Source organism: Pseudovibrio ascidiaceicola (assembly GCF_900114245.1).
Lineage (GTDB): Bacteria > Pseudomonadota > Alphaproteobacteria > Rhizobiales > Stappiaceae > Pseudovibrio > Pseudovibrio ascidiaceicola.
This window is the reverse complement of record NZ_FOSK01000019.1, coordinates 52,671-73,343: the sequence shown is the minus strand read 5'-3', so window position 1 is coordinate 73,343 and position 20,673 is coordinate 52,671. Positions and strand designations below refer to the sequence as shown.

Annotated in this window: 21 protein-coding genes; 12 read left to right on the top strand and 9 right to left on the bottom strand. The window is 52.1% G+C overall.

Features of this window, described 5'->3' with window-relative positions:
- Positions 1-22: 22 nt before the first annotated feature.
- The 3 genes from BM231_RS25120 to BM231_RS25110 form a co-directional block, all read right to left on the bottom strand.
- The gene (locus BM231_RS25120) at positions 23-2,242 is read right to left on the bottom strand and encodes a TonB-dependent receptor domain-containing protein (RefSeq protein WP_093523933.1); all 2,220 of its coding nucleotides are present in this window, start codon (positions 2,240-2,242) and stop codon (positions 23-25) included.
- A 199-nt stretch (positions 2,243-2,441) separates the two neighbouring features.
- A complete protein-coding gene (locus tag BM231_RS25115) occupies positions 2,442-2,879 on the bottom strand; it encodes a DUF488 domain-containing protein (RefSeq protein ID WP_093523971.1) in 438 nt (145 codons plus the stop codon).
- 161 nt (positions 2,880-3,040) lie between these two features.
- The gene (locus BM231_RS25110) at positions 3,041-3,943 is read right to left on the bottom strand and encodes a LysR family transcriptional regulator (RefSeq protein WP_208860641.1); all 903 of its coding nucleotides are present in this window, start codon (positions 3,941-3,943) and stop codon (positions 3,041-3,043) included.
- 99 nt (positions 3,944-4,042) lie between these two features.
- On the opposite strand from BM231_RS25110, the gene BM231_RS25105 reads away from it, so the two are divergent.
- Entirely contained in the window at positions 4,043-4,660 is a 618-nt protein-coding gene (locus BM231_RS25105; RefSeq protein ID WP_063296089.1) for a flavodoxin family protein, read from the top strand.
- A gap of 110 nt (positions 4,661-4,770) precedes the next feature.
- Here BM231_RS25105 and BM231_RS25100 read toward each other — a convergent pair whose 3' ends face one another.
- Positions 4,771-5,271 carry a P-loop nucleotide/nucleoside kinase family protein gene (locus tag BM231_RS25100; RefSeq protein ID WP_057462069.1) on the bottom strand — a complete coding sequence of 167 codons (501 nt, stop codon included), beginning with the start codon at positions 5,269-5,271 and terminating at the stop codon, positions 4,771-4,773.
- Between the two features lie 357 nt (positions 5,272-5,628).
- Between BM231_RS25100 and BM231_RS25095 the strand changes: the two genes are divergently transcribed.
- The 3 genes from BM231_RS25095 (at position 5,629) to BM231_RS25085 (ending at position 7,708) form a co-directional block, all read left to right on the top strand.
- Positions 5,629-6,447, top strand: a complete 819-nt coding sequence (locus BM231_RS25095) for a TerC family protein (RefSeq protein WP_093523929.1) — start codon at positions 5,629-5,631, stop codon at positions 6,445-6,447.
- Between the two features lie 94 nt (positions 6,448-6,541).
- Entirely contained in the window at positions 6,542-6,979 is a 438-nt protein-coding gene (locus BM231_RS25090) for a DMT family transporter (protein WP_082596634.1), read from the top strand.
- Positions 6,980-6,997: 18 nt separating this feature from the next.
- Positions 6,998-7,708 (top strand): NAD-dependent epimerase/dehydratase family protein, encoded by a 711-nt coding sequence (locus BM231_RS25085; protein ID WP_208860640.1) that lies wholly within the window; start codon positions 6,998-7,000, stop codon positions 7,706-7,708.
- A gap of 148 nt (positions 7,709-7,856) precedes the next feature.
- Here BM231_RS25085 and BM231_RS25080 read toward each other — a convergent pair whose 3' ends face one another.
- Entirely contained in the window at positions 7,857-8,420 is a 564-nt protein-coding gene (locus BM231_RS25080; protein ID WP_093523969.1) for a histidine phosphatase family protein, read from the bottom strand.
- A 236-nt stretch (positions 8,421-8,656) separates the two neighbouring features.
- Here BM231_RS25080 and BM231_RS25075 point away from each other — a divergent pair, with 236 nt between their 5' ends.
- Together BM231_RS25075 and BM231_RS25070 are read left to right on the top strand one after the other, a co-directional pair.
- On the top strand, positions 8,657-9,046 hold the full coding sequence (locus BM231_RS25075; RefSeq protein WP_057462073.1) for a winged helix-turn-helix transcriptional regulator: 390 nt from the start codon (positions 8,657-8,659) through the stop codon (positions 9,044-9,046).
- 4 nt (positions 9,047-9,050) lie between these two features.
- Positions 9,051-10,016 (top strand): D-2-hydroxyacid dehydrogenase, encoded by a 966-nt coding sequence (locus BM231_RS25070; RefSeq protein WP_093523927.1) that lies wholly within the window; start codon positions 9,051-9,053, stop codon positions 10,014-10,016.
- A gap of 6 nt (positions 10,017-10,022) precedes the next feature.
- On the opposite strand, the gene BM231_RS25065 is transcribed toward BM231_RS25070, so the two are convergent.
- The gene (locus tag BM231_RS25065) at positions 10,023-10,931 is read right to left on the bottom strand and encodes a DMT family transporter (protein WP_093523925.1); all 909 of its coding nucleotides are present in this window, start codon (positions 10,929-10,931) and stop codon (positions 10,023-10,025) included.
- A 214-nt stretch (positions 10,932-11,145) separates the two neighbouring features.
- Here BM231_RS25065 and BM231_RS25060 point away from each other — a divergent pair, with 214 nt between their 5' ends.
- Positions 11,146-12,336 (top strand): MFS transporter, encoded by a 1,191-nt coding sequence (locus BM231_RS25060; protein ID WP_093523923.1) that lies wholly within the window; start codon positions 11,146-11,148, stop codon positions 12,334-12,336.
- Here the strand turns inward: BM231_RS25060 and add are convergent.
- Together add and BM231_RS25050 are read right to left on the bottom strand one after the other, a co-directional pair.
- The gene (gene add, locus BM231_RS25055; RefSeq protein WP_167550333.1) at positions 12,333-13,331 is read right to left on the bottom strand and encodes an adenosine deaminase; all 999 of its coding nucleotides are present in this window, start codon (positions 13,329-13,331) and stop codon (positions 12,333-12,335) included. The genes BM231_RS25060 and add overlap by 4 nt on opposite strands.
- Positions 13,328-14,254 (bottom strand): nucleoside hydrolase, encoded by a 927-nt coding sequence (locus BM231_RS25050; RefSeq protein ID WP_093523921.1) that lies wholly within the window; start codon positions 14,252-14,254, stop codon positions 13,328-13,330. The genes add and BM231_RS25050 overlap by 4 nt, the downstream gene beginning before the upstream one ends.
- A gap of 101 nt (positions 14,255-14,355) precedes the next feature.
- Here BM231_RS25050 and BM231_RS25045 point away from each other — a divergent pair, with 101 nt between their 5' ends.
- Positions 14,356-15,228: a LysR family transcriptional regulator gene (locus BM231_RS25045; RefSeq protein WP_093523919.1), complete on the top strand. Its 873-nt coding sequence runs from the start codon at positions 14,356-14,358 to the stop codon at positions 15,226-15,228.
- 11 nt (positions 15,229-15,239) lie between these two features.
- Here BM231_RS25045 and betC read toward each other — a convergent pair whose 3' ends face one another.
- Positions 15,240-16,748: a choline-sulfatase gene (gene betC, locus BM231_RS25040; protein WP_093523965.1), complete on the bottom strand. Its 1,509-nt coding sequence runs from the start codon at positions 16,746-16,748 to the stop codon at positions 15,240-15,242.
- Between the two features lie 287 nt (positions 16,749-17,035).
- Here betC and BM231_RS25035 point away from each other — a divergent pair, with 287 nt between their 5' ends.
- The 4 genes from BM231_RS25035 to fbaA all read left to right on the top strand — a co-directional run bounded on the left by BM231_RS25035 (position 17,036) and on the right by fbaA (position 20,616).
- Positions 17,036-17,422: a hypothetical protein gene (locus BM231_RS25035; RefSeq protein WP_208860639.1), complete on the top strand. Its 387-nt coding sequence runs from the start codon at positions 17,036-17,038 to the stop codon at positions 17,420-17,422.
- A 32-nt stretch (positions 17,423-17,454) separates the two neighbouring features.
- Entirely contained in the window at positions 17,455-18,180 is a 726-nt protein-coding gene (locus BM231_RS25030) for a HupE/UreJ family protein (RefSeq protein WP_093523915.1), read from the top strand.
- 11 nt (positions 18,181-18,191) lie between these two features.
- Positions 18,192-18,959, top strand: a complete 768-nt coding sequence (locus BM231_RS25025) for a hypothetical protein (protein ID WP_093523913.1) — start codon at positions 18,192-18,194, stop codon at positions 18,957-18,959.
- 586 nt (positions 18,960-19,545) lie between these two features.
- Complete coding sequence (gene fbaA, locus BM231_RS25020) at positions 19,546-20,616, top strand: class II fructose-bisphosphate aldolase (RefSeq protein WP_093523911.1); 1,071 nt, start codon at positions 19,546-19,548, stop codon at positions 20,614-20,616.
- Positions 20,617-20,673 lie beyond the last annotated feature (57 nt).

Below are 20,673 nucleotides of genomic sequence, written 5' to 3'. Positions count from 1 at the left end.
ATCACCTCCGCTCTCGAAACGCTTAGAACTTGTAACTCACTGAGCTTTTGAAGTTGACGCCCTTCTCAGGCGCGGCTCCATCAGCAAAGTAAGGGCGGTAGTTCTTGTTGAACATATTCTCAATGGAAGCACGGGCCTCCAATCCCTCAAAACGCCCCTCTTTTGGAGTCCATGTCAGAAACACATCATGGACCGCATAGCCTTTACTCGGGCTATAAAGGCTGGTGTAGTTGTCTGGCACTCGGTCCTGAGCATCAACAAAGCGACCTTTCCAACCAAATGTGATATCCGCCTCTGGCACCTTGTAACCTAGGCTAACGATCAACTTTGTTGGAGCAACTTCAGACACATACTGGTCCGTCGTTGCATTGACATCTTTAAGTGTCCCATCATGCTTACCCTGCATTCTGGAATACGCAATGCTGCCGAAGAACCGCTCACTGTCATAATACAGTTCAGCTTCAAAGCCCTGCGTATAATAGCCAGCAAGATTGCCGTATGTTGGCGCAGGAGCGTCATAGCTTCTCGAGTTCTCACTCAACAATCGATAGATATTGTTGGAGACGTCATTACGGTATATCGCCATACGACCAGTGATCGTATCATTCTGCATCAGCACGTTCTTGTAGGTCGACGCAACACCAATGCGCTTGGCAGACACTCTCTCATTTTGTAACTGAGTGGCCGTCGCGCGAATGCTACCTACGTCATAGAATTCATCAACCAAGGGCGCGCGTAACTTATAAGCATAATCACCAAAGAGCTTAATGTTTGGTGTCAGAGAATAAACTGCACTAATGCTTGGAGAAAAGCCAAAGCGCTCTACCGTACCATAGTCGTGGTTCATCTCAGGATTGTTATATTTAGAAGCAAGATTGGCTTCACCTTTAGAGTGAATGTAGTCGTAACGCAGCCCTGGCGTCAGCTCCAATCCAGCAAAGCCAATCGTGTATTCACCCCAAGCGGACCAAATTGTCTGCGTTCCACTTGGAATGTTATAAGGCTGCAAGTGTCCATTATTGTACTCAGGCCGCCCGACATAACTCTTCTTAAAAGCCATACTATCGCGAATTTCGTGGCGCATTTGCACGCCATATTTCAGCGTATTTTCAAATTCACCCCAATTAAAAGCAGAGGTGTTTTGGAGGTCCAGTTTGTAAATGGAATAGTCTAGCGTGCTATCATCACCACCAACATAAAGGCCTGCACTATAGTCAGGATCAGAGAGCGGAACCCGGCGCGTGTCATGTTGGGCTGTCTTGGAATAAGAAGCCTTGAATGCCAAATCAATAAGATCGCTGTCTGGGTTGTATTCATAAGTCCCACTCAGTGAAGTATCCTTCATCTCACGGTCAACAGCCTGAGTTTTCAGGTATTCCTCCAAAGAGCCATACTTATTCAAAGACCACTGTGAAGCCGTTATCAAACCACGTCTGGCGGCCCACGGTTTGTAGTCATCACTGTAAGAATGTATGCCGCTCAGCTCGAAGAAATGATCTTCACGCTCCAGGCTTGCTTTGAAATGCCCTGTCAACATGCTGCCCGCAGAAAGAGTCAGATCTTCGTCATTCCCTGCAACTGAGTAGTCATCGTTAGTGCGGTGTGTTCCAGCGACCAAAACTTCAAAGCCTTGCTCCTCTGAGCGGGCATAGGTGGCAGCTGATTTGACGAGCTCATTGCCGTTGGAAGCAAAGCCGACCTTCGCAAAAGCACCATACGACTGGCCATCACGCAACATGTCCGAAGCGCTCTTAGTTGTCATCTCAACAGAGCCTCCGAATGCACCATACTTTTCGGCGGAAAAAGTACCCTTGGTGATATCGATGACCTTAAGCAGTTCAGGGTCGATAAAGACCGATCCCTGCTGGTACTTCTCAAAGGACTTTTGAGCGCCATCAATGGTGATTTCAATATCTTCAGTGTCGCCAAAAGCCATCATGTTGATGGATTGCCCCAGAACGCGGCTGTTACCGATCAACTCAATACCAGGGAGGCTGGAGAGCAAGCCAGGAATCGTCGCAGACTGAGTGCGGTCAATCAGGTCACTTGTGATTTCGGACTGCGCAATAGTGTCTTTGTTGTCCGTAGACCCAGTCACCACGATTGGATCCAGCGCGTCTACGTCTTCGCTTTCTTTCGATTTATTGGATTGAGCTTGAGCAGATTGCACAGATAGCGTAAGGGCGCAGGCAACAAGCACAAAGGTGCTGCAAGCCTGCTCCGGCCTCGGAGAGAACTTCATTATTTTACCGATGTTTATAGAAAGAGGTATTGGCTTGCGGCTGCCCTCTACCTATAAAACATGAGTAATATAATCAAGTTTTATTTTTGGAGTTTTGGATAAATATTTCTCATCGGTCGCAATTAGCAGAAATCGATTCTCTGACTACTGGGTTGCCTAGTACTCTTACGAAATCTGAAACCGACCAACTACCCCTAAGTCAAAGGTGCGTCACCTTCAGCGCTCCGCCCCAGCGGCTGTTGAGGTAGTTGGCGACGAGGGAGCGGTGGCATTCGTGGGGGAGGTGTTCGGAGCAGAGGAGGCAGGCGTCTTCAAACATATCTGCATTGAACTTACTCTCCACCTTGCGCTCAGAAAGCAACCCCATGAAGCGGTCTTTGAAGATAGTCCAGTCGCCCTTCTCTTTCTTGAAGGCTTTGAACATATCATGATCCGGAGCCAGTAAGGGTTCGTGCTCGTAACCGATGCCGCCGATAACTTCCAGAAAGAAGGCCAGATCATTGGACTTTGCAAAACCTGCCAGTTGAGAGGTGTTATTGAGCCTTACATCAATCACCTTCTTCACACCCGCACTTTGCAAACGGCCAAAGAAGTTCTCTGCTGTTGTTTTGGTAAAACCAATCGTGGTCAAGGTCATGTCAATCACTCTATCTCTCAGGCAGGCAAGTCTGTTTTAATTCATCAGCAACACGGGCGCCATGCTGGCGATCAAAAGCAGGGCCATGCTTACGTTGAGCAGCTTCCCCCAAAATGCCTCGCGGTTGGTTCGGGCGCATTTCAGCAGAACAGCGGGAGCGTTTAGCTTCCAAACTGCGCCTGAGCTTCTGACACAATGAGGTCTCGGAACCATTTGTGGGCGGGGGAGGTTCGGTTGCGGATGTGCCAGATGGCGTTGATGCCGACATCGACAACCGGCACCGGACATTTGCAAGAAGCGAGGCCGGATTTTACACCGGCGCAGATCAATTTGCGGGGCATGGTGGCGATCAGGTCTGTACCCGGCAACGTGGCAGCAAGGGCGTTGAAGCTGGGGGCGGAATAGACCGTCTGGCGTTTGTGACCTAATTCAGCCAATGCACGATCTATGAATGTTACTTCGTCAGCAGTCACCAGCATGTTGGCATGAGGTGCGGCCACATACTTTTCCAACGTGTCCGGTGCTCCTCGGGTTTTGGGATCGTAGAACACCACGAACTCGTCTTTGAACAGCGTTTGTGCCACAAATTCATGCGAGTCTGGCGGTGGCAACGGGGTGAACAGCAGATCGGCCTCACCATCCACCAGTGACGCGACCTCATGCCGATGAGACAGGCGGCAGCGCAGGGTCACACCGGGGGCATCCTGCCGTAAGCGCTTGATCACCGAAGGGATCAGCAGATTGTGGTCCTCATCACGACAATCGATCACGAAGCGGTTGGTTGCTGTAGAGGGGTCAAAGCTGGCGGGCTCACCGATCAACGCCAGCGTTTGCAGCAGGTCTTCGACCATGGGCATCAGAGCATCCATGCGCTCGGTTGGCACCACGTTGCGGCCTGCTTTGACGAACAGCGGGTCTCCCAAAAGTCCCCGTACCCGCTCCAATCCATGGCTGACGGTAGACTGGTTCACGCCCAGCATTTGGGCAGCTTGCGTCACCGATCCGCACTCATGGATCAGCTTCAACATCATCAGGGCGCGGCCATCAAGACCCAAGTAATTCATTTTCTGCATGATTCTTATTGAATTAATGCATTTGTATTCATTAAGCCAGCCCCTCATGTTTCGGCAGAACGCATACTCTCAATTTCAAAGGAACAAAATATGCAGGATAAGAGAGTTTCTGTCGCTGTTGCTTACCACTCCGGCTTTGGTCATACCGAGACGCTGGCCAAGTCTGTCGTCAATGGCATCAATTCAATTGAAAACGCGGATGGTGTGCTGGTCGATGTCACTGGCTTAAACGGAGACTTTGCCATTCTGAACAACGCCGATGCCATCATTTTCGGTTCACCAACCTATCTGGGCTCTGTCAGCGGTCCCTTTAAGATGTTTATGGATGAAACCTCCAAGGTCTGGTTTGACCGTGGTTGGCAAAATAAGCTGGCGGCTGGCTTCACTGTATCCGCTTCACAGTCTGGCGATAAGATGACTACTCTCGTGCAGATGTCTGTCTTTGCAGCTCAGCAGGGTATGATTTGGGTTGGCGCCAACGATATGGCAGGCAATAACTCCAGTGCAGGCTCCGTTGAAGACATCAACCGCCTCGGCTCTTATCTGGGCATGATGGCACAAGCTAACGTGGATGAAGGGCCAGATGTGGCGCCACCAAATGCAGATCATCGCACGGCAGAATCCTTTGGCAAGCGCATTGCGGAAGCATCCCTGCGCTGGGGCAAGGCTCCGGCCACTCAACCACAACAGCTGGAAGCAACGGCTTAAGGCTTTACTGACAACGTAAAAGTCGACCCTACAACAACGCCAAGCAGCATAAACTGTTGTCTCAACGGCTTTTGCAAAACTGGCCCCTCTTTGCCGAGGGGCCTTTTTCATCAGGCTGCCTGAAAGTCGTGCAAGATGACGTTGAAGCCTTCATCTACGGTGGGCGCTTGGAAGTATTTGGTAAACTGCTCAAACTGAGCTTCGCTGACCGTAAACTGGTGTTCACCAGCTTCATTGCGCACCCAAAGACGTTCCTTGCACACCTCATCCGGCACGGAGAGGTAATGCAGCTCATGGGCGACATTAGCTGCTTCAAACAAGCTCTTCATCCACTTGCGATCGCGTACAGTGTTCGCCTGAAAGTCCAACGCAACAGAAACACCATGCTGAAGCAGCCCGACAATGTGCGGGCCGAGCGCCTTTTTCACGCGGGCAGAATACTTCACGTAATCCTCCAGCGTGTTTAACTCATCGGGAAAGAGTGTTGCATTCCAATGATCTTCGCTGATCAGCACAGCATGATGATCATTCACCAAATGTGTGAGAAGAGTGGATTTACCAGAGGCAATCTTTCCGCATACCAGAAGCAGCTTTGTTTCCTGAGCAGTCATAATTACCTCCATAAAAAGCTATTTCTAAAAAACTATAGATACATCATAGTCAGATTCACCTCAGGTTGCGCAATGTGACATAGCACCCCGAATCCATAAAAATCTTAGGCATTTCTGCCATTTATACGAAAGGTTTCCAGACATTAAATGCCACAAAATAAGTATTTACACTTATTTATGAGTGAATGGATTTCCGTTAAAATGCCTGCCGCTGGCGCGTGAAGCACAAGGTGATAGCCCCCCAAGATGCCAGCGGATAATATGGCTATCTTCCTTTGTCGAGGTACAAAAAACAATGGACGACACTTCTGGTTGTCGACCGATCACCGGTGAGGTTCTGATCAGGGAGCCTTACCAATGATAGAGCTTCTCCTTGAGCCACAGGTTTGGCTAATCTTTCTGACCTTGTTCGGACTAGAGCTGATTTTGGGCGTCGATAACGTCGTCTTCATCTCGGTTCTGTGTGAACGCCTTCCCGCACACCAACGCGCTATTGCCCGAAACCTCGGTATCGGTCTGGCCGTGCTTGCCCGTGTAGGCCTTGTGTTCTCCATCAGCTGGGTGATGTCTCTCACCTACTCGCTGTTTCAGGTCAGCACCGTTGATATCAGCGGTCGAGACCTGATCCTTATTGGCGGCGGTGCATTCCTGCTGGCAAAGAGCATGACGGAGTTGAAACACCTGTTGGTGGTGACTGAAACCCAGCATGCACCGCACTTGGCAAACGGCCTGACGGTTGTGTTGCTGCAGATCGTGGCGATGGACGCAGTGTTCTCCATGGATTCGGTGATCACCGCTGTTGGTCTGACGGATGATCTGCCCATCATGGTTGCAGCAATTCTGGCATCTGCTGTTGTCATGGTGTTGACGGCAGGCGCAATCAACCGGCTTGTCACAAAGCATCCGGGCCTGAAAGCGTTGGCGTTGCTGTTCCTTGTCCTACTCGGTGGTCTTCTTATGGCTGAGGGCTTCGAGATCCACATCAACAAGGGCTACGTCTACTTTGCGATGGCCTTTGGTTTGTTGCTGGAGTTCGTCCACATTCAGCTGAGCAAGAAGATAAAAGCTGTTCAGGAGCGCCGGAAGTCCAATATCCGGTATCTGACCAAGCCTTCAAGGCCGGGCCGAGTGGAAAACAGGCAAGCAACCCGCTTCGGCAGTTTAGCGAACCTATAGGGTTTGATCAGCATTTCTGCATAGGCAGAGCAGGTGGAGACCGATACAGAGGGGATTAGCTGCTCTAATCTCTACAAGAATCGGACCTCTATCTGTGCTGGAACTACTCGCGATTTGCTTTATCGGTCTGCTCGGCGGTGTCGCCGTTGGCTTGCAAGCGCCTATGGGCGGTATTATGGGTCAGCGCGTTGGTGGAGCTGCTGCCAGCGTCATCATCCACGCAGGCGGCCTGATTGCTTCGCTCGCGCTATTATTTGCGCGCAAGGGTGAGCAGATCAGCGAGTGGCGCACCATCCCATGGTACATGCTGGCCAGCGGTGTCTTTGGCCTGATCCTCTACCTCACCATCACCCAGACTCTGCCAAAGTTGGGCGCAACCTCTGCCGTGCTGCTCATCATCGTCGGGCAATTAATGGCTGGTATGGTCATCGATCACTTCGGTCTCTTCAACCTGCCCATCCGCTCCATAGACCTCAGCCGCGCCCTCGCCGCCATGCTGCTGATCTCCGGTGCTTATTTGATGGTGCGGTAACTTTCAGGAACACCAGAAATGCAGAAGGTCATTGTCACAGGAAGTTCTGGTCGCATTGGCAGCGAGGTCGTCTCTGCTCTCAAGCCATTTTACAGCGTTGTTGGCGTAGACCGTGTCGCTGCACCAACAACAACACACATTGCTGACATCTCAGATGCAAAGACGATGCAGCGCCTCTGTCAGGGCGCGTTCGCGGTGATCCACTCAGCCGCTCTCCATGCACCACATGTGGATGTGTTCTCAGAGGAAGAGTTTCATCAAATCAACGTTGAGAGCACTGTCGCCCTAGCACGCGCGGCACGGACTGAGGGTGTTCAACGCTTCATCTTCACCAGCACGACAGCACTTTATGGTTTTGCCAGTACACCTGCTGACACAGCAGCCTGGGTTACAGAGCAGACAACACCCCAGCCGCGGACGATCTACCACCGCACCAAACTTGAAGCAGAAGACCGTTTGGCTCCACTGGCAAGCAGTGAGTTTAAGGTGAGAGCCCTGCGTATGTCCCGTTGTTTTCCGGGGGCTCCTGCTCTTATGGCAGCCTATCGTCTCCATCGCGGGATCGACAAACAAGACGTTGCCGCAGCGCACGTGGCTGCACTTACTGATGACGGCAACGATTTTGACCGCTTCATCATCTCCGGCCAAACGCCCTTCCTGCCCGAAGACGCAGACGAGCTAAAAATAGATGCACCTGCCGTTATCGCCCGGAGATCCCCGCGATTGTAAAACTATTCCAATCGCAAGACTGGACACTGCCCGGGTCAATCGACCGTGTTTACGACCCCAGCTATGCAAAGCAAGCGCTGAACTGGGAGAGCAAGCACGACAGCTTCGATTTTGCGGCTATGCATAACGCTCTCTGATAAGTTGGGTTTTATTCCAGCACCTGCTCAGACCCGTTGGAAAGGTGATAGATGCAGCCTTGTTTGCGGGGGAGTTGCAGGAGTTCCAGTGTGTTGAGCCCCATATAGAGCCCACGCAGGATGATGGAGGTGATGCCGTGTGTGACAACAACGGCAGGCTCGGTCAGCTCCTCCAGAAAGTGCTGAACGCGGCCTGAGATCGCCTCAAAGGTTTCACCCTGCGGGCTCTGAAAATGCCAGAGGCCGCTTTCGAAGTCATCTCCGACCAGATTTTTCACTTCTTGCTTGGTCAGCCCTTCCCAAGCGCCGAAGTTGATTTCTTTCAGTCGATCATCCAGCTTCTGCTCAACCTGAGGCCCCAGAGCAAGCTGTGCTGTATGCACCGTGCGGAGCTGCGGGCTGACGAACGCAGTGGCTGGCAGGGCTTCAACACCTGAGAGCAGCTTGTTTTGCAGCAGAGCTTGCTCCTTGCCCTTCTCCGTAAGTGGAGAATTCTGGTGCCCCTGAAATCTGCCCGCTACGTTCCATTCTGTTTGACCATGCCGAAGCACAAAAATTTCCGGGTATCTTGCCAAGGAACCATCCAACTCAATTCATATAAAACGAAGCAATGGATATTGGCGGGAACCTGAAGGCGTGTCCAGAGCGTTTTGAGATGGCTCAAGCCTTACGCAAGGCTAACTGCTAGGCTAGGTCTATTCAGCTCTAGCTCACTGAAACTTCGTTTGATTTTGATTAAAAGCTGATATAGCACCAGTAAGTGTGCGCCATACCCGCATGACGAGTGATACGAACAAGCGTGTAAGCAAAAATGACAAGTGACAGTGCAGCTCATATCGGCTCAATAGAAGCAGTCGCCACCACCGTAGCAATCATCGGCGGCAAGTGGAAACCGATCCTGCTCTACCATCTCGTAACCGGTTCCAAGCGTTTTTCCGAGTTGAAGAAGCTCATGCCCGGCGCCTCCGACAGGATGCTCACCCGTTCTCTAAGAGAACTGGAAGAGCACTTCATCGTCCGCCGTGAGGTGTTTGCTGAAGTGCCAGTGCGCGTGGAATATTCGCTGACCAAAGACGGCCTTTCGCTTATTCCGGTTCTCAATGCCTTGAGCGATTGGGGGCAGGCCCGCAATGGCGTGGATGATGAGAGCGCCGAACCATCCTCCATCTTTGACGCATTGCTTCCAACATTTTCAGGGTAACCATATGAAGATTGCTTTTCTGGACCGCAGCACCATTGGACCAAGCGTCCACATCTCCAAACCAACCTTTCCGCATGACTGGGTGGAATATGACAACACCTCTCCTGAGGAAGTGCTGGAGAAGCTGCACGGGGTTCAGATCTGCATCACCAACAAGGTGCCTCTTTCCACCGATGTGCTGAAGCAACTGCCAGACCTGAAGCTGATCTGCATTGCAGCGACAGGCTACGACAAGGTGGACATCGCAACCTGTGACGAGCTGGGCATCGTGGTGTCTAACGTGCGCGGTTACGCGGTCAACACCGTTCCGGAACATGCTTTCGCTCTCATCTTCGCTCTTCGTCGTTCGCTGGTGGGTTACCGTGAAGACGTGATCAACGGCGAATGGCAGAAGTCAGGCAAATTCTGCTTCTTCAACCACCCAATCAAAGATTTGGCTGGCTCGCGTCTGGGCATCATTGGCTCAGGTACATTGGGCAAGGGCACCGCGCGCATTGGCGAAGCTCTGGGCATGGACGTTGTATTTGCCGAGCGCAAGGGAGCGACAGAGGTCCGCGTTGGCTACACCGCCTGGCAAGAGGTGATCACGACCAGCGATGTCATCTCCCTGCACACGCCGCTAACTCCAGAAACACGCGGTATCATCTCCACGCCTGAGTTCGAGGCAATGCCTCAAAAGCCAATCGTCATTAACACTTCTCGTGGCGGGCTGGTGGATGAAGCTGCACTGGTTCAGGCGCTCGACAAGCAGCAAATCGCGGCAGCAGGATTTGACGTGCTCACCACAGAACCACCGCAGGAGGATAATCCCCTGCTCAGCATTCTGGAGCGGCCAAACGTGATCGTAACTCCACATGTGGCCTGGGCTTCAGAAGAAGCCATGCAGACCCTTTGGGATCAGCTGATCTCTCATATGGAAAGCTTCCAAAAGGGCACGCCAACCAACGCTGTTGGCCGTAAAGGCAGTTAAAACGCCTTAGCTGGCAGCAATAACAATACCGACGCCGCCAAGGGCAACAAGCACGCACCCTGCCAGCTCAATCGGTGTGATCTTCTCACGGAAGAACATCCAGGATGCGGCCAGCGTAAACACCAGCTCAATCTGAGCCAGCGCGCGCACATACGCCACTTGCTGCAACGTCATTGCCGTAAACCAGCCGATGGACCCGGCAATGCCCGCAAGCCCGACCAAACCTGACAAGCGCCAGTTTCGTATCGCTGCGCGTAACTCTGCAGGACATGTCACAGTCATCCAACTGCCCATGACAACGGTCTGAAAGGCCGTCACACACACCAGCGTGAATGCCGCCTGCAGCAAGAAGGAGTCGGCTTCAACGGAGAGTGAAGCTGTGCGGTAGAACGCAGCCGATGCCCCAAAGAATGCAGCTGACGCCAAGCCAATCAACGCTGGCTTACCAACCAGCGTAGACAGCACCATAGAACCCGATGGACGTTGCTTGCCAAAGCTGATGAACAACACACCGATGATCCCCAACGCAATCGCGCCCATGCCGAGCGGTGTTAATTGCTCTCCCAGCAAGATGAAGCCGAACAACGCGGCCTGAACCGGTTCTGTCTTGGAATACGCCGTACCGACCGCAAAATTCCGATAGGAGAACAGGTGCACGAGCAAGAAGGTGGCAATAATCTGCGCTAAGCCGCCAAACGCGGCAGCCCAGTAGAAGGTGGTTCCCACATCAGGAACAGACTCTCCAGTTATCTTGAGGATCACCGCAAGATAAAACACTGCGATGGGGAAACCAAAGCCAAAGCGGATAAACGTGGCTCCGGTGGTTCCGATTTTACCTTTTAGGTGCTTTTGCAGCGCTGAACGCAAGTTCTGGCTAAACGCCGCTGCAATGGTGATCGGAATCCAAAGTTCCATTTTGATATATCCTCAACCCAACACATCCAGCATAAGGGACAGGGGCCTATAGACTCCATAGGTTTCTTGAGGCTGAACAGTCCGCAAACTCACTTACTATTGAGAAATATAGAACAATTATTCGGGTCATATTTTAGTGTGAGATATCATTTTATCAAATAAAGATAGTTTTTACTTTCTAAATATGCTCCATTGAAGCCGGGGGGATATTCAGATGAAGCTTGTTGTTTTAACGTTCTCGAATTTTATTGCATCCATTGCTATGGGGATCGCGCTAACGGTCGTCCCCTGGGAACTGTCAGAGACGCTTGGTGGTGAGAAAGTTCTCGCCTTCACAGCAACCTATGCCACTGCTTTACTGATCTTTCTGGCACCCGTCTCCGGCAGAGTGGTGGACAGATTTTCACGACGATCAACCCTGATGGTTTGCATCGTGATGATGGCGATTGTCTTACAGATTGCATCCGTCGCCTATGGCAATTCATTTCTTAAAGTCGCCAGTTTGAGTGTGTTCTACTTCGCCTCGCAGGTTTTCTTTCTGTTTTTTTACAACGCTCTGACAGCCTTCATTCAGGAAGTTTTTGCGGAAGATGAGCGCGGAAAAGTAAACGGCTGGATGCAAGTGGAGATGCAGGTTTCCAGTTTTGTCGTGGGCTTGCTGATGATTTATGCCGTCAAGAGCAGCGACTTCCAGTTCCTGCTGCAACTGAACGGCGGCCTGATGCTTCTCTCTGCAATTCTGCTGTGCTTCATTCCATACACGCAGCAAGCAAGGCCAGCGCGCGCACGCGTCTCGCGCGCCGTTTTCCGCAGTATCCTCAAACGAAAGGACTTGGTGCTGCTTGGGGTTTGCGCCAACATTACATTCGTTGCCGTCATGATGCTCAACATTGTGCACCCCATCTATCTAAGCGGTGTGCTCAAACTGGATGTCTCAGCCCTTGCAAAACTCTCCATCTCCTATGGCTTAGGCGCAGCGCTCTCCGGCTTCCTCATCAGCCGGATCGTTTCCACCGGATCAGCCATAATGATCATGCGCGCCTGCCTGGCGATTTTCAGTCTTGCACTGCTCACGATCAGCCTGTTTCCGAACTTCCCGACTATTGTGATCTGCGCGGGACTCCTTGGCGCAATGGGATCAGCTGAGCGTGTTGCCTTCAACACCTACATTATGAGCATGGTTGAAAAAGATATTTTTGGCAGCTACCTCTCCGTCATCAGCTCCCTGACCTACATCCAGCGAACCCTCTTCGGCTTCCTGCTCTCCCTGCTCATCGTGGGGTTCCCCGCAGCAAACTACTACTGGTTCGTCTTCGCCATCAGTTGCTTCGGGCTTCTCTTGCTGCAACTACACGCGGTACTTGCTTCTACGCAAATGCTGGAACTCAGCGAGGCTGAAGCTTAAGCTTTCACCGTGTAAGCCTCCAGCTTTTGCTGGACGCTCCGTTTGATGTCGTCTGGAGCAAAACTGGCTTTGATGGCCAATTGAGAACTTGTGATCAGGTCTTGCTCAGTCCAGTTGAGAGCTTTTTGCACACGCTCATATTCTTGAGTAAGGGAAACATTGGTGGTCGCCCGGGCATCTGTATTGAGGCTGAGTTTAACACCTGCATCTTTCAACTGCGCGAGGCTGTGGTCCTTCAACCGTGGGAAGATCTCCGTCTGAATATTGCAGCTGGGGCAGACCTCCAAATGGATGTCATCCTTTATCAAACGTTCCAAAACCCGAGGATCTTCAACCGAACGCACCCCATGCCCGATACGGCTAACGGAGAGCTTGTCCAACGTTTCCAGCACGCTGTCAGCCCCACTTGCTTCGCCCGCATGCGCGATTGTATTCAGCCCCAGCGTGTTGGCCCGGCGGAAGGCATTGGTATGTTCATCAAGGGGAAAGTTGGCCTCATCCGCCGCCAGGTCTAACGCCACAACACCTTGCGTTTGATAACGTGCAACGAGATCTGCGACCTCAAAGCTTTGCTCTTCGTTGAAGTGGCGTAGAGTGCAAAGAATCAGGCGGCAATAGATCCCCTCACGTTCACTACTTTCAAACATCTGGCCAAGAACTGTCTCCACGACCTCTTCCGTTCTCAAGCCAATACGGGTGTGCAAGTGCGGTGCGAAGCGGATTTCTGCATAAACAACGTGGTCTGCAGCCAACTGGCGGATCATTCCATCAACACTGATTTGCAGAGCAAGCTTTGTTTGCAACAACACCAAAGCGGGGTCAATGCACATAAGAAACTGTGAGAGGTCTGTGCATTTTTCCGGTGCAATGAAAGCTTCCTGATAATCCTCAAAACTCATACCAGGCTTCAAACGAGCGGCAGTCCCAAAATCCAAGCTGCAATCAATATGCGTATGTAGCTCCACCTTGGGCATGGAAAGCAAGTTGCTGCTCATTTCAGAGCCTCCGTCAGCATCTGCCAGAACACGGTTCTGTTTGCAGTTTGCGCTACTCTCGTTGTTTTTGGTGTGTCCTGGCAATGCCTGTCATTTAGGATGGTCAACCCTCTGGCAGAACCGTCCTGACAAACCACACTCACCGCATAAGGCTTTGCCTCCGTGATCACATAAGGATTGATGGCAGCGGCCAATGCGATAGGGTCTGGCAGATCAAAACCATTCACGCCTGATGTGGAGGCGCAGAATGCACGGAGCACCTTTTGCGAATGAACCGCAACCCGAGCTTTCGCAGTATCAAGAGCGAGCAGCTCCTCAGCTTCTTGGTCAGAAACACTCGCATATTTCCGAGAGATATCCCACCCAATCATGACCTTAGGAATAGGTGAGCGAAACACAATATCTGCGGCTTCCGGGTCAGCCCAGATATTGTATTCTGAGACCGGCGTAACATTGCCGTAGCAATCACCAGTACCACCCATGATGGTCAACTTGGCGATATTGCCCGCAAAATCAGGATCCAGCTTCAGAGCAAGTGCAATGTTGGTCAGCGGGCCAAGCGTGACAACCTCCAGCTCTCCTTTATTCATACGAGCTGCTTCCACCAGAGCAACCGCTGCAGGAACACCAGATAAGTTAGGCGTTCCCAGGTCCAATCCAATATCTCCCATACCATCTTCACCATGGATGTACTGAGCCGTTTTAAGCGGTCTTAACAACGGGCTGGCGGCGCCTTCATGAATGACAGTCTCAAACTCACACAGTCGTGCAGTATAGGAGGCATTGCGAGAGGACAGGTGCACCGGCACGTTGCCAGCAACCGTGCTAATTCCTGCTATCCTTTCAGGCACCAGCGACATGACAATCATCAGCGCAACCGCATCATCCGATGCTGTATCAGTATCAATCCAAAGTTTGTCCAAATTTGCCTCCTATACTTTCTTAGTTGAGTATTAGGCTGCTATAATCCTCTTGATAATCGAATATTTGGGATTCTGACTTGAGTGATAGGAAAGTAAATCTAATGGGCCGTCTCCCCTCTCTCAGAGCTTTTGAGACGACAGTGAGATGCGGAAACATAGCAGCAGCGGCGGACGAACTGTGCGTGACGGAAGGTGCTGTCAGCAAACACATCAAAGCACTGGAAGCCGAGTTGGGAACGAAGTTGTTCACCCGCGTTTCACGCCGCAACCTATCAACGCCAGCCGGAGAAAAGTTGTTTCAGGAAACACGGAGCGCCTTTGCTTTGCTGAGGCAGGCCGAGCAGAGTTTTTTTCATGATCTGGCAAGCAAACCTTTCGTACTGGCGGCCCCCTCTACCAGTTTGCTGCGCGTGATCATCCCGAATGCCCATCTCATTCAAGAAGCCATTGGCGACCGTCCGTTGCAGTTCGTGGCAGATGACACTCATCGCGGCACCGTCGATGCCTCTTATTCCCTTAGCCTACGCATTGAGGAAATACCCGATGTACCCAATACGCTTCTGAAGCTTGCTGATGAAGAGTTTGGTCTAGTGATTTCCCCTTTGCTTCTTCCACCAGAGACACATAACCCTGCTCGCGCCCTTACGCACTACAACCGACTGATCTCAAAAGACAGACCACACATCTGGGAAAGTTGGGCGGAAGAAAGCGGCGTTTCGCTGGAGCCAGCCGACAACACAATCTACTTCGACGAGATGTACCTTGTCCTTCAGGGAGCCGAAGCTAGCCTCGGCCCCACAATCGCACCCCGGCCTCTTGTTACAGAAGCGATTGAGAACAAGCGCCTTTATGCCCCCTTCGGCTTTCACCAACGCAAAGGCGCTTATTTCGTCATCGCCCCGCTGGAGACCGAGCTGGACCCAGACTTTCATCGTGTGGGAAGCGTTTTACAGGGGATGTTCGCGCCGGCTTGATAGCGCCGAAGTCATTCCCCCCGCGGATACCGCTGGCTTTCTTCCAGGACATTCAGATCCATGTGGTTGCGCATGTAGCGTTCAGATGCTTTTTGCAGGGGCTGGTAATCCCAAGGGTAGTGCCCGCCCTGACGAAGCGCTTCATACACAACCCACCTGCGCGCCTGACTGGCACGGACATCCTCATCAAAACGCTCCAGATCCCAACGCGCAGCGGCTTTTGTACGGAACTCGTCTGTGACCCTCTGATATTCAGGGTTTTGAGCCAGATTGTGAAGCTCATGCGGGTCAGCTTCCAGATCGAACAACTGATCTTCATCCAACAGGCATTTATTGAACTTCCAATGGCCTTCTCGCAGTGACACCATAGGTGCATAAGAAGCTTCTGCAGCATATTCCATCGCAACGGGAGAAGTGCGCGTTCCCCCCTGACCCAGTCCAACCAGCGTTTCTCCAGTGGTCCACGGCATCACCTCTGCCATACTGATGCCAGCCAAGTCACACAAAGTCGGGCACACATCAATGTTGCTGACGGGTGTGGTGACCAACCTAGCTTCCATTTGTGGGGCTGAAATCATTAGCGGCACACGCGCTGACCCTTCGAAGAACGACATCTTGAACCACAAACCGCGCTCACCCAGCATATCGCCATGATCCGAAACGAACAGGATAATCGCCTCTTGCCGCGTGCTCTCCAGCGCGGTCATGACCTCGCCGATTTTGTCGTCAATGTAAGAGATATTCGCGAAATATGCGCGGCGAGACCGGCGGATATCTTCCTCTTTGATATCAAAGGAGCGCCAGTCATTGGCATCAAAGATGCGCTTTGAATGCGCATCATGGTCCTCGTAAGGCATCGCAGGGACCTGCGGCAGAAGATGCTCACAGTCCTCATAGAGATCCCAGTATTTCTTCCGTGCCACATAAGGGTCATGGGGATGGGTGAACGATACCGTCAGGCACCATGGCCGCTCATCATTGCCCCGCGCCAGATCGTACACCTTACGCGTGGCGTGGTAGGCAACCTCATCATCATATTCCAGCTGATTGGTGATCTCGGCAGTACCTGATCCAGTCACTGACCCCATGTTGTGATACCACCAGTCAATCCGCTCCCCGGGCTTGCGGTAATCTGGCGTCCAGCCAAAATCAGGCGGATAGACGTCAGTGGTCAACCGTTCTTCAAACCCGTGAAGCTGATCAGGGCCAACAAAGTGCATCTTACCCGACAAACAAGTCTGATAACCCGCCCGGCGCAGGTGATGCGCGTAGGTCGGTAAGGAGGATGCAAACTCTGCTGCATTATCATAAACACCAGTCGCACTCGGCAACTGGCCTGACATAAACGAAGCCCGCCCCGGAGCACAAAGCGGAGACGCCGTGTAGGCATTTTTAAAACGAGTCGAGCGCTCCGCCAGTTTCTTCAGGTTCGGCGCGTGGAGCCAATCAGCCGGGCCATCAGGAAACAGAGTTCCGTTCAGCTGATCGACCATAAATATCAGAATGTTAGGTTTGCTCATCGGATCCCGGCTGACGTCTAGAGATAAGGAAGGGCCTGCACGCTCATCTACATGCGCTCTTGCATCATCACCAAACACAAGAACTGAAGCGCGAGTCAGTAATACTCCCTATGCATACAACGTCAGTTAGGTGATTAATACGGGAAACAGCGGTAAGCTATCGCAGTGGCTGGGGTTTTCCAAGGCACTTGAGTTTCCTGTCTTTTTCTTCGCCAAGGTCCATGGTATTGCCATAGTCCTCTGACTATTCAGCGCCATTCCTTGTTTGAGAGTTGAGCGACAGCTGCATGCCGTTTCGTCTAATGACATTGCTGAGATCTGCCCTGCTCACGTGCATCGTTTTGATGCTCGTGTTCTCCGTCATGGGCCGTTCCACGCCATCACATGACCTGGCAGCACTGGCGCAAACCACCTATCAGCAGCATGTGGTTGCGGACACGCATGAACAAGAAGCAGGCCATAGCCACGACGGGTTTGAAGATTCCTTGCAAGTCTCCGGACACCTGCACGGGCATAATTCTGCTGATCATTCTCACGAAGCTCCCGCTGAAGCGGGTTTCACGCGTCTTCTGATTTCCGCTGAGGTTGGCAAGCCCGCCGCCCAGCCTGTCAAAAACCTGCGGTTTGACCTTTCCTCACGGCTGGAACGCCCTCCCCGACCATTCCTTCTGTAGCGCCAATCCTATAAACTACAGTTGGATTTTCCATGACATTTCCTCTTCAGCGCGCAGGCGCTGAGCGGTGGACGCCCGCGCGTTTGCTGCTGCTTTCCTACATCCTATTGCTGGCACTCACTTTGCCCGCAGCGGCCCATGGCATCGCGACCGGTGACAAGGGCTATATTCAAGAGATCTCCGGGATCAACATCATCCCCTTCATGTATCTGGGGGCCAAGCACATGGTCACGGGGTACGATCACATCCTGTTCCTGCTTGGGATCGTGTTCTTCCTCTACAAGACCAAAGACATCGGCGTTTATGTGAGCTTGTTTGCGATCGGTCACTCCACCACGATGTTGCTCGGGGTCTACTTCAACATTGGCATCAATGCCTACATCATTGACGCCATCATTGGTTTCTCAGTGGTCTATAAAGCGCTTGATAATATGGGAGCCTTCCGGGTCTGGTTTAAGTATCAGCCCAACACCCGCCTCACCACACTGGTCTTCGGGTTCTTTCATGGCTTTGGGCTGTCCACCAAGATCCTCGAATACGAGATCTCACCGGATGGTCTGGTGCCCAACCTCATCGCTTTTAATGTGGGCGTCGAGCTGGGTCAGTTACTGGCCTTGAGCGGCATTCTCATTGTCATGGGCTATTGGCGGCGCACGCAGACCTTCTGGCGCTACGCCTATTCCCTGAACACCACCATGATGACGGCAGGCTTTGCGTTGGTAGGATACCAGCTCACGGGCCTCATTCTATCTTTTTAATGTGAGGCACTATGCATAATACAACTCCACCAAAGCGCTCTGAGCTACCAACTTCCGCGCAGCTGAAACGCTCCACCATTATCGCAGCGTTGTCTGCTTTGGCCCTTCTTGTCGTAGTTATCCTACCCTCTGAATACGGAATAGATGCCACCGGCATGGGCCGTATTCTGGGCCTGACAGAGATGGGTGAGATCAAAACCCAGCTGGCAGAGGAAAGTGCAGCCGATGCAGCTGCGACTGCAGCTCCTGCATCGACAACCTCCACCCAACCAGTGGCAACCACTTCACCGGAACTGACCAACCGCGTTGACGAAATTGAACGTAAACTGGCTGAGGTGATGCTGAAACAGCAGTTGCGCGAACGTGTGACTGCCACGTCCCGCCAAGTTGAGGCAAAAGCCGTAGCACCAGCGAAAACTGTTGCTGCGGTACCCGCGCCTCAACCCGTTGCCCCAACACCTGCCATCAAAAACGATCAGACCACCATTCAACTTGATCCCGGTCAGGGTGTTGAGGTGAAGCTGGTGATGAAAGCAGGCAAGAGCGCAGCGTTTCGCTGGACGGCAAACGGAGGCACATTGAACTTCGACACACACGGCGATGGTGGAGGCCGCTCCATCTCCTACGTGAAAGGGCGCGGTGTGCCACAAGATGAAGGACAGATTACAGCAGCATTTGATGGCAACCATGGCTGGTTCTGGCGCAACAGAACTAACAGCCCTGTCACATTATCTTTGCAGACACGCGGAGAATACGAGTCGTTTAAACGAGTAAAGTAAGCGACTCACCAAGTTGACCTAATCGTCAATTCGGGTGGTTTTTCTGTAGTGTCCCGGCAAAATGCCTGCAAAACCGAAAAATCACCCGGGTTTTCCCCTTAAGCGCACAATATTCGGCGACAATCTGTCATGGGGTTCAATACCTATTACTCGAGGTAATACTGATATATGTCTCGCAAAAGCGCTTTGGTACTCATAATATTGCAACTAACCCGCACGTTCCCCTCAGTTAGTTTGTGATTTGTCATTTGAGGGAACTTTAAATCGTTATAACGTGGTCAAACCACGCTTTCGTGCGATTGCATCAGCTACGTATTCCTACTTATTTCATTCCAACGCGTTTCGATGCACTTTCCCTTCAAATCTTTTTGCACCCGGTGAAAAGTTTTTCACCTGCAAGGTTTGCCGCCACCCTCGGCAAACCTAATTCGGGGCCTTACTGCCAGCTATACCCCCTTTTAGCTGGTACGTAACAACCGAACCACATGAGTAAAAGCGAAGTCCGTTCCCTGCTGTTTTAGACAGCGTTCCCTCCTCCCGGGCTTCGCTTTTTACTCACTCAACATGCGATCGGGAGACCTTTAAGGTGACGAAGCTGCGTCCAGGCGTCATTTTTGGCGAAGAATACAAAACCCTCATTCAGGCAGCACGTGAAGGGCAGTACGCTCTTCCAGCAGTAAACGTAGTTGGCTCCAACTCAATCAACGCAGTGCTCGAAGCTGCAGCAGCCAACAAATCCGACGTAATCGTACAGCTCTCAAACGGCGGCGCACAGTTCTATGCTGGAGCAGCCATGCCGGATAGCTTCCAGGCCCGTGTTCTTGGCGCGGTTTCCGCAGCCCAACACGTGCACCTGCTGGCAAAACACTACGGTGTTTGCGTAGTGCTCCACACAGACCACGCAAACCGTAAGCTGGTGCCTTGGCTGGAAGCTCTTATCTCGCACGGTGAAGACTACTTCCGTGCAAATGGCCGTCCACTCTTTACTTCTCACATGCTGGACCTTTCCGAGGAAACTCTGGAAGACAACCTGTCTGAAAGTGAGCGCCTGCTGAAGCGTATGGCTCCACTGCAGATGAGCCTTGAGATCGAACTCGGCTGCACCGGTGGTGAAGAAGACGGCGTTGGCTCCGACGACGACATCGGATCTGACAACCCGAAACTGTACACCCAGCCAGAAGACGTACTGGAAGCGTACAACCGCCTCGACCCACTGGGTCACTTCTCTGTGGCAGCATCCTTCGGCAACGTGCACGGCGTTTACAAACCAGGCAACGTGAAGCTGCGCCCTGAGATTCTTCGTGAAAGCCAGAAACTGGTTCGCGAAACCCACGATCTGGGTGAAAACCCACTGCCACTCGTGTTCCACGGTGGTTCCGGCTCTGAAAAAGCAAAAATCGCAGAAAGCCTGGGCTACGGTGTGTTCAAAATGAACATCGACACCGATACCCAGTTCGCATTCTCCGAACAGGCGGGCGCTTATGTGTTCGAAACGCCAAATGCGTTCAAACACCAGATCGACCCAGAGACCGGTGTCCCTTATAAGAAGGTCTACGATCCGCGCAAATTGCTGCGTGAAGGTGAAAAAGGAATTGTCACTCGTTTGACAGAAGCCTTTGAAGACCTTCGCAGCACAGGTAAATCCCTGGCGCAGTAAGAATGACCTCACAGGCCACACGTTGGGGGTGTGGCCTGGATTTTAATGGAGTACAGG